17 protein-coding genes are annotated in these 13,683 nt (G+C 70.6%); 10 read left to right on the forward strand and 7 right to left on the reverse strand.

What is annotated here, in order from left to right:
* Positions 1-9: 9 nt before the first annotated feature.
* Together ACZ5D2_RS06300 and ACZ5D2_RS06305 are read right to left on the reverse strand one after the other, a co-directional pair.
* Entirely contained in the window at positions 10-1,716 is a 1,707-nt protein-coding gene (locus tag ACZ5D2_RS06300; RefSeq protein ID WP_468927521.1) for a TerD family protein, read from the reverse strand.
* Positions 1,717-1,847: 131 nt separating this feature from the next.
* Positions 1,848-2,387, reverse strand: coding sequence for a M48 metallopeptidase family protein (locus ACZ5D2_RS06305; RefSeq protein ID WP_468927524.1), 540 nt, complete (start codon positions 2,385-2,387; stop codon positions 1,848-1,850).
* A 285-nt stretch (positions 2,388-2,672) separates the two neighbouring features.
* On the opposite strand from ACZ5D2_RS06305, the gene ACZ5D2_RS06310 reads away from it, so the two are divergent.
* Complete coding sequence (locus tag ACZ5D2_RS06310; RefSeq protein WP_468927527.1) at positions 2,673-3,779, forward strand: ThiF family adenylyltransferase; 1,107 nt, start codon at positions 2,673-2,675, stop codon at positions 3,777-3,779.
* Between the two features lie 138 nt (positions 3,780-3,917).
* Positions 3,918-5,246 (forward strand): ABC1 kinase family protein, encoded by a 1,329-nt coding sequence (locus ACZ5D2_RS06315; protein ID WP_373915905.1) that lies wholly within the window; start codon positions 3,918-3,920, stop codon positions 5,244-5,246.
* A 31-nt stretch (positions 5,247-5,277) separates the two neighbouring features.
* Here the strand turns inward: ACZ5D2_RS06315 and ACZ5D2_RS06320 are convergent, their stop codons facing one another.
* From ACZ5D2_RS06320 to ACZ5D2_RS06340, 5 genes are all read right to left on the reverse strand, one after another.
* The gene (locus ACZ5D2_RS06320) at positions 5,278-5,484 is read right to left on the reverse strand and encodes an ADP-ribosylation factor GTPase-activating family protein (protein WP_371676759.1); all 207 of its coding nucleotides are present in this window, start codon (positions 5,482-5,484) and stop codon (positions 5,278-5,280) included.
* Positions 5,485-5,606: 122 nt separating this feature from the next.
* The gene (locus ACZ5D2_RS06325; RefSeq protein WP_371676760.1) at positions 5,607-5,939 is read right to left on the reverse strand and encodes a hypothetical protein; all 333 of its coding nucleotides are present in this window, start codon (positions 5,937-5,939) and stop codon (positions 5,607-5,609) included.
* Complete coding sequence (locus tag ACZ5D2_RS06330) at positions 5,936-6,307, reverse strand: WhiB family transcriptional regulator (protein WP_030225917.1); 372 nt, start codon at positions 6,305-6,307, stop codon at positions 5,936-5,938. The genes ACZ5D2_RS06325 and ACZ5D2_RS06330 overlap by 4 nt, the downstream gene beginning before the upstream one ends.
* A gap of 183 nt (positions 6,308-6,490) precedes the next feature.
* On the reverse strand, positions 6,491-6,808 hold the full coding sequence (locus tag ACZ5D2_RS06335) for a hypothetical protein (protein ID WP_371676761.1): 318 nt from the start codon (positions 6,806-6,808) through the stop codon (positions 6,491-6,493).
* A 167-nt stretch (positions 6,809-6,975) separates the two neighbouring features.
* A complete protein-coding gene (locus ACZ5D2_RS06340; protein WP_371676762.1) occupies positions 6,976-9,144 on the reverse strand; it encodes an ATP-dependent DNA helicase UvrD2 in 2,169 nt (722 codons plus the stop codon).
* A gap of 229 nt (positions 9,145-9,373) precedes the next feature.
* On the opposite strand from ACZ5D2_RS06340, the gene ACZ5D2_RS06345 reads away from it, so the two are divergent.
* From ACZ5D2_RS06345 to ACZ5D2_RS06380, 8 genes are all read left to right on the forward strand, one after another.
* Positions 9,374-9,634 carry a mycoredoxin gene (locus tag ACZ5D2_RS06345; RefSeq protein WP_266842139.1) on the forward strand — a complete coding sequence of 87 codons (261 nt, stop codon included), beginning with the start codon at positions 9,374-9,376 and terminating at the stop codon, positions 9,632-9,634.
* Positions 9,635-9,828: 194 nt separating this feature from the next.
* Positions 9,829-10,035: a hypothetical protein gene (locus tag ACZ5D2_RS06350; RefSeq protein WP_468927534.1), complete on the forward strand. Its 207-nt coding sequence runs from the start codon at positions 9,829-9,831 to the stop codon at positions 10,033-10,035.
* Positions 10,019-10,516 carry a DUF6879 family protein gene (locus ACZ5D2_RS06355; protein WP_468927537.1) on the forward strand — a complete coding sequence of 166 codons (498 nt, stop codon included), beginning with the start codon at positions 10,019-10,021 and terminating at the stop codon, positions 10,514-10,516. The genes ACZ5D2_RS06350 and ACZ5D2_RS06355 overlap by 17 nt, the downstream gene beginning before the upstream one ends.
* The gene (locus tag ACZ5D2_RS06360; protein ID WP_468927540.1) at positions 10,513-11,343 is read left to right on the forward strand and encodes a helix-turn-helix domain-containing protein; all 831 of its coding nucleotides are present in this window, start codon (positions 10,513-10,515) and stop codon (positions 11,341-11,343) included. The genes ACZ5D2_RS06355 and ACZ5D2_RS06360 overlap by 4 nt, the downstream gene beginning before the upstream one ends.
* A gap of 91 nt (positions 11,344-11,434) precedes the next feature.
* Positions 11,435-11,665, forward strand: coding sequence for a hypothetical protein (locus ACZ5D2_RS06365; RefSeq protein WP_468927543.1), 231 nt, complete (start codon positions 11,435-11,437; stop codon positions 11,663-11,665).
* The gene (locus ACZ5D2_RS06370) at positions 11,662-11,931 is read left to right on the forward strand and encodes a DUF7848 domain-containing protein (RefSeq protein ID WP_468927545.1); all 270 of its coding nucleotides are present in this window, start codon (positions 11,662-11,664) and stop codon (positions 11,929-11,931) included. The genes ACZ5D2_RS06365 and ACZ5D2_RS06370 overlap by 4 nt, the downstream gene beginning before the upstream one ends.
* Positions 11,909-12,295 carry a hypothetical protein gene (locus tag ACZ5D2_RS06375; RefSeq protein ID WP_468927548.1) on the forward strand — a complete coding sequence of 129 codons (387 nt, stop codon included), beginning with the start codon at positions 11,909-11,911 and terminating at the stop codon, positions 12,293-12,295. The genes ACZ5D2_RS06370 and ACZ5D2_RS06375 overlap by 23 nt, the downstream gene beginning before the upstream one ends.
* 266 nt (positions 12,296-12,561) lie before the next feature.
* The gene (locus tag ACZ5D2_RS06380) at positions 12,562-13,107 is read left to right on the forward strand and encodes a hypothetical protein (protein WP_468927551.1); all 546 of its coding nucleotides are present in this window, start codon (positions 12,562-12,564) and stop codon (positions 13,105-13,107) included.
* Positions 13,108-13,683 lie beyond the last annotated feature (576 nt).

The raw sequence follows: 13,683 nt of genomic DNA on the forward strand, positions 1-13,683 counted from the left end.
GGGGCTCCCTCAGACCTCGTACGGCTGGACGACGATGAAGTTGCCGGGAGCGCCGCGGAACTGGAGGTTCACGGTCTCCCCGCTGTGGCCGGGGTAGGCGTTGCGCCGCAGGCGCACCTGGCTGGAAATGATCACCTGGGAGGCGGCCGACCACGCGACGATGGCGTTGCTGTCCGCGAAGGTGGTCGGGGTGACGGGGAGGACGACGGGGGCGCCGTGCGTCTTGACGATCACCGTGCCGGAGCCCTGGAAGAGCATCGTGAACAGGGCGCCGCCGGGGATGCCGTGGCCCTCGATCCGGCGGACCTCGTGCTGGAGGGACTCGTCGAAGGCGAGGACGCTCTCGGCGGAGACGCAGATGCCGTCGCCCTGGAGCTCGATGGCGTGCAGGTGGGCGCCGTTCTCGGCGAGGAAGACCTGGCCGCGGCCCGAGCAGCGCATCAGCTGCATCTCCTGGCCGGTGGCGTTGCCGACGATGCGGCCGGCGAAGCCCGCGCCCTTGTAGCTGAAGTCGACCTTGCCCTGGTAGAGGACCATGCTGCCCTGGCGGGCGAGGACGGGCTGGCCGCCCATCGACAGGTCGACCCGCATGAGCTGCTGGTTCTGCGGGGTCCAGCGGGCGCCGGTGGGGGCTTCCTTGTACGGCTGGAGGGCGGCGGCGAGGCCGTGGCCGGCGGCCTGCGGGGCCTGGCCGTAGGCGGGCGGGGGCTGCTGGCCGTAGGCCGGCTGCTGCTGGCCGTAGCCGGGCTGCTGACCGTACTGCCGGCCCGGGACCTGGCCGTACGAGGGCTGCGGCTGCTGGCCGTAGGGCGCGGGGGCCGGGGCCGGCGGCGGGACCTGGGCGCCGTACGAGGGCTGCGGCTGCTGCTGGCCGCCGTACGAGGGCGGGCCGGGCTGCTGCGGCGGGTGGGGCGGCTGGCCGTACGGGGCCGCGGGGGCGGGCGGGGCCAGCGGGGCGATCATGGTCGGCTGCGAGTGCACCGGCGCGGGGGCCGGGGGCTGCTGCTGCGGTGCCGCGTAGGGCGCGGGCTGCGGCGGCTGGGGCTGCTGCGGCGGCTGTTGCTGGGCGGGCGCGGCGAAGGCCGGGGCCGGGGCGGCCGTCTGCGGGGGCGGGGCGAAGCCGGGCGCGGCGGGCTGCGGCGGGGCCTGGGCCGGCACCTGCTGCTGCGCCGGCTGCTGCTCCTCCTCCTCGGCGACCTCGCCGCCGAAGTTCTTCAGCAGCGCGGCGAGTCCGCCGTCGAAGCCCTGGCCGACGGCGGCGAAGCGCCACGCGTCCTTGAAGTAGAGGTCGCCGATCATCAGCGCGCGTTCGGTGCTGAACTCGGAGCCGGTGAACGAGTACCGGACGACTTCCTCGCCGCCGGCCACGATGCGGATGTAGCCGGGGCCGATCTGCGACATCTGGCCGGCGCCGTCGAGGGTGGCGCTGAAGGACAGCTTCCGGACGGCCGTCGGCACGCGGTCGAGGGTCACCCGGAAGGATTCCGTGTCACCGGCCTGCGGGCCGAGCTGCTGGATGGACTCCTCGGGCGACTTCGGCTGGTTGTAGAAGACGAAGTAACGGTCGTCCGAGAGCTGCTCGTTGGCGTCGAGGCCGAAGCAGCTGATGTCGAAGGTGAGCCCGGGCCCGGCGATCTGGACGCCCACGTACAGATCGGTGCCCGCTGTCAGATCACTGATCTTGGCCTTGTGGCCGCGTTGGAATTCCCTGGCCATACGTCCGACCGTCCCCCATCCCGACTGTGAATGCGTACCGCTGAATGCGTGCCGCTCAGGCTAACGGCTCCTGCGGACATCCGGCCAAGCCGGTACCGACCCGGTACACAATCGCGTTCCGTGACAGAAGGTCATTCCTCGCGGGCGCCCGGAATCCGGGGGAGGCGTTCCGCGGCGACCACGCCCTCAAGGAATCCGCGGGCCCGCTCCGTCTTCGGGTAGGCGTCCAGCAGCTCCCAGAAGCGGGGGCCGTGGCCGGGCACCAGGAGGTGCGCCAGCTCGTGGAGCAGCACGTAGTCGACGACGTACTCCGGCATGCCCTGCAGGCGGTGCGAGAGGCGGATGCTGCCCTCGGCGGGGGTGCAGGAGCCCCAGCGGGTGTTCTGGTTGGTGACCCAGCGGACCGAGCGGGGGCGGGCGCGGCCGGCGAAGAACTGCTCCGACAGGTGTTCGGCGCGTTCGGTGAGTTCCGTGTCGCCGAGGGTGCGCTTGCTCTCCTGGGCGGCGAGCTTGTCCAGCATGACGCCCACCCAGCGCCGCTCCTCCGCCTCGGACATCCGGGCAGGGATCAGTACGACCGTCCGGTCACCCTCGCGGTAGGCGGATACGGTCCTGCGGCGGCGCGCGCTCCGGCGGACTTCCACGGCGCGCTGGGGTGGGTCGGCGGACACGCCTCGAAGGTACCCGGTCGTCGTGTCGGAAGTCCCGCGCGTCCGCCGTTCGAACAGGATCGAGGCGCGGGCGATGCCGGAGGGGGCCCGAACGGGGTGCCGGAGGGGGTCCGTTCTCCCTCTCACAGGCCACCGATATCCATCTCATATACCTAATACACCTCGCCTGTGGACAAACTCCCGCACGCCCGGCGGAAGACGGGCATGGTGTCGGAAGAAGAGAAGGCGCGGCGGAGGGACGGTGGTCCCCGGCCGCGCGTCGGGACGCACCACGAGGGGGAAGCCGTGTATCCGAAGGTGAAGCCGGCCCTGGCCCGGGCCTGGAGGGATCTGCAGACGGTCCAGTTCGGTGTGACGCCCGCGCACGCGGTGGTGCTCGGGCCGGTCGACACGGCCACGGGCTCTCTGATCGACCGGATCGACGGCACGCGGGGCATGGACCTACTGCGGACCGAGGCCCGGGGGATGGGGCTCCCGGACGGGCAGGTGGACGAGCTGGTGCGGCGGCTCGCGCGCGCCGGGCTGCTCGACGACGTCACCGCGGGAGGGCCGCGGGCCCAGGCGGTGCGGCGCCGCCCCGAGGCCCTGGAGCGGCTCGGGCCCGATCTGGGCTCGCTCTCACTGGTCCACCGTGAACCGGGCGGTGACTTACGGGGCCTCGCGGCACGCCGGGCGATACGGGTCCAGGTGCGCGGGAGCGGCCGGGTGGGGGCGGTGGTCGCCGCCGTCCTGGCGTCGGCGGGGGTCGGGGCGGTCGACGTGCTCGACGGGGGCCGGGTGACCGTGGCCGACGTGGCGCCCGGCGGGCTCGGTCCGGCCGATGTGGGCCGGCTGCGGGCCGAGGCCGCGAGGGCCCTGGTACGGGGGTCGGCGCCGGGGAGGCCTCCGCGCGCCGGGGATCCCGAAGGGCCGGAGCCCGGCCCGGCTCTGGTGGTGGTCGCGCCCCGGGACGGGCTGCAGGCGTGGGCCCCCGATCCGGCCGCCGCGGCCGACTGGGTCACCACGGGCACCCCGCACCTGTACGCGGGGGTGCTGGAGGGGACGGGGCTGGTCGGCCCGCTGGTGCTGCCGGGTGCCACGGCCTGCGCCGGATGCATGGAGCGCGACCGCGTCGACCGGGATCCGGCCTGGCCGAGGATGCTGGTCCAGTGGCGGTCGGCGCACCGCCGCCGGGATTCGGGGGCCTGCGACGTGGGGCTGTCCACGGCGGTGGCGGGGCTGGCCGCGGCACACGCCCTGGCCTTCCTCGACGGAGAGCTGCCCGCCTCCACCGCCGCCCGCTGGGAGGCCGCCCTTCCGGGGGCGCACTGGGAGCGGTCCCCGCTGCGCCCCCATCCGGACTGTCCCTGTGCGGCGGCGCCCGCCGTGGCCGCCCCGGCGGTGCGGTCGTGAACGGCCGGAGTCGCGGCGGACCGGGGGCGGGTGCCCGGGTCCGCGGGCGAGGGGGCTCGTGACAGGATGCGTCGGGGGCCGAGGGGCCGTCCCGGATCCGCCGCTCGCGGCGCAGCCGTCTGGGAACTGGAGGGGCATATGTCTGATCTTCCCCGGAAGGCGGTCACCCGTACCGTCAAGCTGGCCGCGCTGCCGCTCGGCATCGCCGGCCGGGCGACCTGGGGGCTGGGCAAGCGGATCGGCGGGAAGTCGGCCGAGATCGTCGCCCGGGAGCTCCAGCAGCGCACCGCCGAGCAGTTGTTCCGCACGCTCGGCGAGCTGAAGGGCGGTGCCATGAAGTTCGGGCAGGCCCTGTCGGTGTTCGAGTCGGCGCTTCCCGAGGAGGTCGCGGGCCCGTACCGGGCGGCGCTGACGAAGCTTCAGGAGGCGGCCCCGCCGCTGCCGACGGCGCGGGTGCACCAGGTGCTGGCGGAGCGGCTCGGCGAGGACTGGCGGGAGCTGTTCGAGGAGTTCGAGGACAAGCCCGCCGCGGCCGCCTCCATCGGGCAGGTGCACCGGGCGGTGTGGCACGACGGCCGGCAGGTGGCGGTCAAGGTCCAGTACCCGGGGGCCGGAGAGGCGCTGCTGTCGGACCTCAAGCAGCTGAGCCGCTTCGCCGGACTGCTCGGGCCGCTGATCCCGGGCATGGACGTGAAGCCGCTGATCACCGAGCTGCGCGACCGGGTCGCGGAGGAGCTGGACTACGAGCTGGAGGCCGAGGCGCAGCGCGCGCACGCGGACGCCTTCGACGCCGACCCGGACGTGGTGGTCCCGGACGTGGTGCACCAGGGCGACCAGGTGCTGGTGACGGAGTGGATGGAGGGCACCCCGCTGTCGGAGGTGATCGCCGACGGCACGCGGGAGGAGCGTGACCGAGCAGGGCAGTTGCTGGCCCGGTTCCTCTTCTCGGGGCCCGCGCGCACGGGGCTGCTGCACGCCGATCCGCATCCGGGCAACTTCCGGCTGATCGAGGGGGCGGACGGCCGGATGCGGCTGGGCGTGCTCGACTTCGGCACGGTCGACCGGCTGCCGGGCGGCTGGCCCAAGCCCATAGGCCGGTCGCTGCGGTTGACCCTGGACGGGGACGCCGAAGGGGTCTACGGCCACCTGTGCGCCGAGGGGTTCGTGAAGGAGTCCATCGAACTCGACCCGGACGCGGTGCTCGACTACCTCAAGCCGATCATCGAGCCCGCCGAGGCGGACGAGTTCACCTTCACCCGGCCGTGGCTGCGCGGGCAGGCGGCGCGGATCGCCGATCCCCGCTCCCCCGCACACCAGTTGGGGCGGCAGATCAACCTGCCGCCCTCGTACCTGCTGATCCACCGGGTGACGCTGAGCACCATCGGGGTGCTGTGTCAGCTGGGTTCGACGGTGCGGCTGCGCGACGAACTGGAGTCCTGGCTGCCGGGGTTCCTGCCCGAGGACTGAGTCCCCGGGGCCGGCCCGGTGGCGGCCGGGGTCACCACCAGGAGGAGTCGAGGCGGCCCTCGATGGCCCGGAGGTTGGCCCGCGCGCAGTCGACGCAGAAGTACTGTCTGGTGCCGTTCTCCACCGAACAGGTCCAGGTGGGCGGGGCTCCGTCCGGGGAGCGGGCGCCGCAGCGCGCGCAGACGACGGGCTGGGCCCCGGGTCCCGGAGGGTCGGGGTGGGGAGTCTGCTGGTCCACCTCCAGACGATATCCCCGCGGAGGGCGTCCGGGGCCCGCAACGCACCGGGGGGACCGGTCCGTTCGGACCGGTCCCCCGGGGGCCGGGTCACCCGCTCGGTGACCCGGTGGCTCGGCGAGCCTCAGTGCATGACGGCCATGGCGAGCGCGCGCCGGGCGCGCATGGAGACGCGCTCGGCCCTGCGCTGCATGCGCCGTGCTGCGACCAGGCGCAGGGCGTGACGCTCGGCGTCCGCCTCACGCATGCGGTCGTCCATATGGGCACGGGCCATGGCTTCTGGAATGAGTTGCATTTCGCGGGTCCTGTTCTGACGCGAGGTGATCGCGCCGGCGGTGATGAAGTCTGCGGTGGCGGAGCCGTGCGGCTGCTCGCTCGTGGTGGCGTAGGGGGACATGGGGGCCTGCTTCAGGGGGTCGCGCGTCAGGGGGCGGTCGATGGTTCCGATGGCGGTCATGCCGCTGCAACCGGGTTCTTGCGCGGACGGCCACGGGGACGCTTGCGCGCCACCACGACGCCCTGGACGAAGAGCTCTCCGCCCCAGACGCCCCAGGGCTCGCGGCGCTCCTGGGCGCCGGCGAGGCAGGCCTCGACCAGCGGGCAGGTGCCGCAGAGGGACTTGGCGTACTCGACGTCGGCCGGGGACTCGGCGAAGAAGACCTCGGGGTCGAAGGTGCGGCAGGGGACGGGTACGCCGAGGTTCTCGATGGCGTCGTCGAGCGCGGTGAGCGCGGTGAGGGGGGTCAAGGTGGAGTCCTCCGGGACTGCGGGCGGGGAGATCGTTCGGTTCTGCGGTACGGACGGGGCGTGCGCTTCGAGTTGCACGGTGTTTTCTTCCTCGTCTTGTTCGACTAGTCGTTCCGGCCGGTTGGCCGGTCGCGGCTTGGTACCTGGTCTTGCCAGTCCCGAGGCCCCTTCGCTCCGTCGTCCCCGTTCGGGGACAAACAGAAGGGCCGCGGATCCCGGGTGGGGTTCCGCGGCCCTGAAGGCGCCGGCCTGATCATGCGATCAGGCTGGATCACTCCAGGGTTCGAGCCCGCGGAAGGCCCACATCAGGTGGTGCTGGTGCTTCTTCGTCTGCGTCTGGGATCCGGCACCGGCTGCGGCCGCGAAGCCATAGGCGCCATGCGCCTGGGCTTCCAGTACTGCCACCGGTGCCTGGGTCGGTCGCTCATTGCGCTCGCTGACCGCAAGGGTCGCCAGCAGGGCGGGCCGGTCAGCGGAAATCGCGGACAGACCGGTACCCAGGAGGGAGACGGAACCGAGCAGGCAGGAAGCGTCGACCGAGCGATCGGTCATTTTGGTGAAGGTCATGAAGCTGGTCACTGGTCTCGCCTCCTCTCGGCGTCTCGGGGACTCGGCCCGGAGGCCTGTCCCATGCGTATTCGGATAAGTACAGCACGGATCCGGGGCTTCGGAGAAGCCACCGTTTCCGTTGCTAAGAACCTATGGGGATTCGCCGGGCATGTGCAAACTATTTTTCCGACGAGTTTCTACGCGTCGTCAGGATCCGCGCCCACAGGCTCCTGGCCTGCGCAGATGGCCAGGACATCGGCCCCGTACCGCTCAAGCTTGCGGCCACCCACGCCGGAGATCATCGAGAGCTCCCCCGCCTCGGCGGGCGCGGCCTCGGCGATGGCCATCAGGGTCTTGTCCGTGAACACGCAGTACGCGGGCATCCCCTGGAGCTTCGACTGGCCGGCACGCCAGTCGCGCAGCCGTTCGTAGAGGCCCTCGTCCATGTCGGACGGGCAGTCCTCGCAGCGCATCAGCTTGATCTCGCCGGCCTCGGTGAGGGTCCTGCCGCAGACCCGGCACAGCGCCGGTCCGCGGCGGCCGCGCTTGCGGGCGGCTCCCGCCTCGGGCCCGCCCGGCCGACTGCCGGGGGCCACGGAGCCCGGCCGCAGGCCGTTCAGGAAGCGGCTGGGGCGACGGGAGGCCCGGCCCCCCGGAGCCCGGGAGAGCGCCCAGGAGAGGGTCAGGTGGTGCCGCGCCCGGGTGACCCCGACGTACAGGAGCCGGCGCTCCTCCTCGACCTGCTCGTCGGTCTTGGCGTAGGTGATCGGCATCATGCCGTCGGTGAGGCCGACCAGGAACACGGCGTCCCACTCCAGGCCCTTGGCGGCGTGCAGCGAGGCGAGGGTGACGCCCTGGACGGTCGGCGCGTGCTGGGCGGCCTTGCGCTCGTCGAGTTCGACGGCGAGGTCGGCCAGGGTCACGCCCGGCCGGCTGCGGGCGAAGTCCTCGGCGAGGCGGACCAGCGCGGCCAGGGACTCCCACTGGTCACGCACGGCTCCGGAGCCGGCGGGCGGCTCGGCGGTCCAGCCGGTGGAGCTGAGCACGGCCCTGACCTGGGAGCCCAGTTCCACCACGTCCTGCAGCAGGGGGTCGTCACTGCCGCCGGAGCGGGCGGCTCCGCGCAGGGCGAGGACGGCCTTCTGGACCTCGGCCCGCTCGAAGAACCGCTCGGCCCCGCGCAGCTGGTAGGGGACCCCGGCATCGGCCAGGGCCTGCTCGTACACCTCGGACTGGGCGTTGATCCGGTAGAGGATGGCGATCTCGCCGGCCGGGACGCCGGCCGCGATCAGGTCCCGGACCCGGCCGGCCACGCCCTCGGCCTCGGCGGGCTCGTCGGGGTACTCGGCGTAGGCCGGGTCGGGGCCGGGCTCGCGCTGGGAGACCAGCTCCAGGCGGTGCTCGGCGGCCCTGCCCCTGGCCTGGCCCAGCAGGCCGTTGGCCAGGTGGACCACCTGGGGGGTGGAACGGTAGTCGCGGACCAGCTTGACCACGGTGGCCTGCGGATAGCGGGTGCGGAAGTCGAGCAGGTGGTCGGGGGTGGCCCCGGTGAAGGAGTAGATGGTCTGGCTGGCGTCGCCGACGACGCACAGGCTGTCGCGGTCGCCGAGCCACAGTTCGAGCAGGCGCTGCTGGAGCGGGCTGACGTCCTGGTACTCGTCCACCACGAAGTGCTGGTACTGGGCGCGGATCTGATCGGCGATGTCGTGGCGGTCCTGGAGGACGCCGACGGTGAGGAGCAGCACGTCCTCGAAGTCGATCATGCCGCGGTCGCGCTTGAGTTGCTCGTACGTGCCGTAGATCTGGGCGATCTCGGCCAGGTCCCGGGGGGCCTCGCGGCCGGCCTTGAGGGCGGCGGCCGGATAGTCGGCGGGCACGGTCTGGGTGACCTTGGCCCATTCGATCTCGCCGGTGACGTCGCGCAGCTCGTTGCGGTCGAGGCGGATGCGGCAGCGGGCGCCGGCCTCGGCCACGAACTGGATCTTGCGCTCCAGGAGCCGGGGCAGCTCGCCCCCGATGGCGCGGGGCCAGAAGTACTGGAGCTGGCGCAGGGCCGCGGAGTGGAACGTGCGGGCCTGGACCCCGCCCGCGCCGAGGGCGCGCAGGCGGCCGCGCATCTCCCCGGCGGCACGGTTGGTGAAGGTGACGGCGAGCACGCTGGCCGGCATCAGCCGCCCCGAGCGGACCCCGTACGCGATGCGGTGGGTGATCGCGCGGGTCTTGCCGGTACCGGCTCCGGCCAGCACGCACACCGGGCCGCGCAGGGTCGTGGCGACCTCGCGCTGCTCCGGGTCCAGGCCCAGGAGCACGGCGTCCGCGGCGTCTGCGTCGGCCGGGGAAACTGAGGAGTGCGTTGCTGCTGTCACCCCGCCATGCTGCCAGGTCCCGAGGGGCGGACGGGATGACCGTCCACAGGTGAGGGGCGTCCGTCATACCGTCGCACCGGCCCCACCAGCCGGAGCGTCTGCAGCAGTCGGATCCGTCACACCGGCCGTCCCGTCCCCCGTGCCGGGAATGGCTCGGGGGCGGGGGACGTTCGATTGTTCGGACCGATCACCGAGACCCGGTCCACCGAGACCTCCCAGAGGAGCGAGCATGCAGGACACGGGCACCGTCACGATGTACAGCACCACCTGGTGCGGCTACTGCAACCGGCTGAAGAAGCAGCTGGACCGGGAAGGCATCGCGTACAACGAGATCAACATCGAGCTCGACCCGGAGTCCGCGAAGTTCGTGGAGCAGGCCAACGGCGGCAACCAGACCGTCCCCACCGTGCTCGTGAAGTCCTCCGCCGGCAGCGAGTCCGTCATGACGAACCCGTCGCTTGCCCAGGTCAAGCAGGCACTGGCCGTCTGACCCGATCCCCCTCCTTACATACAGACTGGCCCCCGCTCCGGCGGGGGCTTTCTGCTGTCCCGTCCGAGAACGCTCAGGGGCGGGTTTATGCGAAGACGCGCATAGTCGCGTTCACGCATAGACGGTCCCCGTGGCCTCTCCGTACGGTCATGGTCATCAGGCCCAGCGGGGGCCTGGCACCGAGGGGGCTCCACATGGCACGTGAGGAACTGACCCGGCTCACAGGCAACGGAAACGGCGAGTGTGGGCAGGGCGACTGCCCGAACGTCTACCGGACCGCGTCCGGCTCGTTCATCGTCCAGGGCGACACGTCGGACGCCTTCACCCCGCCCACCGGCGAAGGGCTCGTGGAGATCCCCGAGGCAGTGCTCATGGAGGCTTTCCGTGCTCTTGGATGGTGAGGGCTGGGCGTCGAAGTTCAAGACGTTCCAGACGGAAGCCTGGCGGCTTGAGACCCTGCCCCAGTACCTCGTACCGCAGGAAGCGGAAGAGTTCGCAGCCTTCAAAGCGGGGGCCCGGTTCCCCGGACCCTACGAAGACTCGTGGACGGAGATGGTCCGTACCCGCAGCGTCGGGCGTGTGCACGTTCTCACGCGGCCGCTGACCGACTACCTGCGGTTCGAGTTCGAGCGGTACTACCAGCACCAGGCCCCGGCCGGAGAAGACATCCGGATTCTCGACGTGACCGACCAGCCGAACCCGCTGCCGGACTTTCAAGACTTCTGGATGTTCGACCGCTCCACCGTCGTCCTCATGCACTACGAGGCGGACGGCAAGCAGATCAGCCGCGAACTCTACGAGGGCGACCCCGCCCCATTCATCGAGTACCAGCGCATCGCCGTAGCCGCGTCTGTGCCGTTCCTGGAGTACGTCGGTACGTGAGTGTCGAACCAGAGGAGCTTGGCCAGTCAGGCGAGGAACTGGCGGCCCTGCTGAAAGCGGTACGCAAGCGGTCCGGGCTCTCAGGGGCTCGGGCCGCTGCCCGCTGCAACATGTCTCAGTCAAAGGTCAGCCGGATCGAGAACGGCAAGGTCCGCCCGTCCCTCGTGGACGTGGAACAACTCCTGAGGGCCTGCGATGCGGCCCCCACGCTGGTCACACAGGTCATGACCCTGGCGCGTCTCGCGAACACGGAGTGGCAGGGCTCCCGGGGCATGCGGCGCAAGGGCCTGGACAAGAAGCAACTGGAGCTGGCCGGCCTCGAAGCATCGTCGGCCGAGTTCCGCTTCTTCCTGCTGTCGATGATCACGGGCCTGCTCTCGACACCGGAGTACATCCGGGCGAGTCTCGCCCACATCCCTGGTGACCACTCGAAGACCATCGCCAGGAAGCTGGAACGGCAACAGGTCCTGTACGACCGCTCGAAGTGCTTCACCTTCATACTTACTGAGCAGGCGGTCCGGTGGCCCCTCGTCGGCCCGGACGCGCTCGCGGTGCAGATCGACCACCTGGCCTCGCTCACGCACCTGCCGAACGTACGGCTCGGGATCATCCCGCTGACCGTCCCCACCGGGCCCGCACCGCTGAACACCTTCACGGTCTACGACGACCGCATCGCCACGGTCGAGCTGTCCACGGGGGTCATGGTCTTTCGGGACCCCAGGGACGTGGTGAGCCACCTGGAAGAGTTCGCCCACCTTGAGGACCGGGCCATCTTCGGAAGCGACGCACGGGCCTTCTTGAGCGGGTGCGCAGCAGCCCTCAGATGATCTTTAGTCCATGACGCGCATGATCGTGGAATGCGCACCATGGCGGTGAGAGCCTGCATCGAATTCGGAGGATGCGGCGAAGGGGTGCGTGATGGCTTCGAGTAGGACCGACAGCGCGAACGACACTGACGCGCGACTCTGGGAGTACGAGACGTTCGCCCCGCCGAACGAAACCTGCCCCGCCTGCCTGACACGGCTCAAGTCCCTGGATCGTTGCCGACGCGGGTCCCTCGTGAAGGACTCCGTGCCCGTGGTCGTCTACCGGCACATCGACTGCGCCGACCCCGACCTGTCGGAGATGCGTCGGAAGGCCCGGCGATGATCCGCAGCGTCTACCGGTTCGAAGACCTCTCGATAGAGCACGTGCCCGAGGGCGGCGTCATATGGGAAGTCTTCTGCGCCGCCTACCAATGCGGCCAGGGCTCCGGCGCGCAAGACGACCAGGACACGGCCCAACGGTGGGCCCTCAGCCACTCCGGGGCCACGGGCCACAACCTCTTCCGCCGAGTTGTCACCGACCACGCGGACGTGATGTACGCCGACGCCCCCGCAGCGGAGAAGGAACGTGACTCGCCACTACGTCGGTGACAAGGTGATCGACCGCGAGCGGCAGTTACGGGGAGAGGTCATCAAGCTCTACCCATCGCCAGAGGTCATCCGCCTCGTGGACTCGGGCGGCTTCCAGTGGATCGCCCATACCGGGGCCTGCCTCAACCTGCGCAAGCGGGACCCCCGCACCAAACCCGACCAACAGATCCGTGCCCCGCGCGGAACGGCCCCCGTGGACTGTCCGCCGCATCAACTCCAAGTTGGCGATCTCGTCCTTGCCGGGGGTGCACTCCTCCCCATCGCAGACCTGCGATACAGGACCGGCGCCACCCGGACGATGATCCTGCACAACGGGTCCGTGTGCGTCGCCGAGAAGACCATCCGCGTCTACCGCCGCTGCTGAGAGACCGCCCCATCCGGCCGACCGGGTGGGTCTTCCATACATCGAGTTGTAAACGTTTCCTCGGAAACCTGGCAGGTCAGCGCCTCCGCCGGCCCGGGCGTAGAGGCCCGACTGCATACCTTCCGAATGGCCCCGTGACTGGGGCAAGTAGGTCGCAGGTTAGCCGGAGAACGAGGACCACCCGTTCGACACGCCCCGTGTGCGGAGCATGAGCCCACAGACCTATTTTGTAGATTCCCGCACGCCCTCGCATCAGGGAGTTGGCTATGTCGAGCTCAGTCATCGACGAATGGGGAGCTCAGGACTTCCTGAACCGAGGCGTGAGCCTGATCATGTCCGATGCTCTGTGGACGCGATCTCTGGACAACCCCGAGCTGAGTCCTGAGGCCGTCGGAGAACTTGCCTCAACTGGGATGACCTACGTCTTGAAGCCCTGGCTAGACCTCACCGACCCGGACGCGCTTGAGCCCGTCCGACGCTTCGTCGTCGAACACGCGGAGCCAGCATCAGAGGAAGTCCGGGCATGGTTCAACGGAGAAGTCCCAGAGCAGTGGACGTCACTGGCGGACTCCGGCTCCTTCGGCGAGGTCATGAGCGACGCATTCACCCGGCTGGCTAACCGCCACCATGACGAGGCCAGCATCCTCAGGGACAAGCTCAAGACGCTCGAAGACGGCCGCTGGACATCCGGAGACCTGACCACCCAGGGGTTGTGCAACTTGATCTTGTCTCTGCTCGGGGCCGCCTACGCCAACAAGAATCATGCCGCCGTAATGTTCCTCATGTACATGTACAACCATGCAGGCTGCTAGCGGGGCTCGGAGCGGCTTCCCCAGTTGTGGCTGCTCATCTGGCACCCACAGGGCGCAGCTCGTACAGCGAAGCGTGGGGCGCGGCCATCGGTCGTTGCCGTGCTTGGCGCTGTGGCACCACTCGAAGCCGGAACGAGGAGCGAACGTTACCTCTCGCTCGTTCGGCCGCGTCGCGATCAAGGACGGCGACGGCTTCACGCTCGGACTGTGCCCCGAGTACGGCCCCGTCCTCCTCGAAATGATCCGGCTGTTCATCGCCGCGAAGTCGTTCACGGTCGTCTCGGACTGGCTCAACGCAGGCAAGGTGCCGACGACTGCGGACATCGCCCGGATGCGTGCGGCGGCAGGGACGTCCACTACCCGGCTTGACGAGTCCAAGGCCAAGGCTCGTGGCGCCGTCTGGTCCCCCACCTCGGTTCAGGCCGTACTGGTCTCCCGGTCACTGCTCGGGGAGTACGAGGGATGCCCGGGGCACTCGTTCGTTGGCGAAGACCTCTACGGGGTCATTGGGATGACGTTGAAGGCACAGATAGGCCGGGGAGTCCGTCAGGGAGCGGAGGACCGTCACAGACGACT

The organism is Streptomyces sp. NPDC031479 (genome assembly GCF_055581065.1).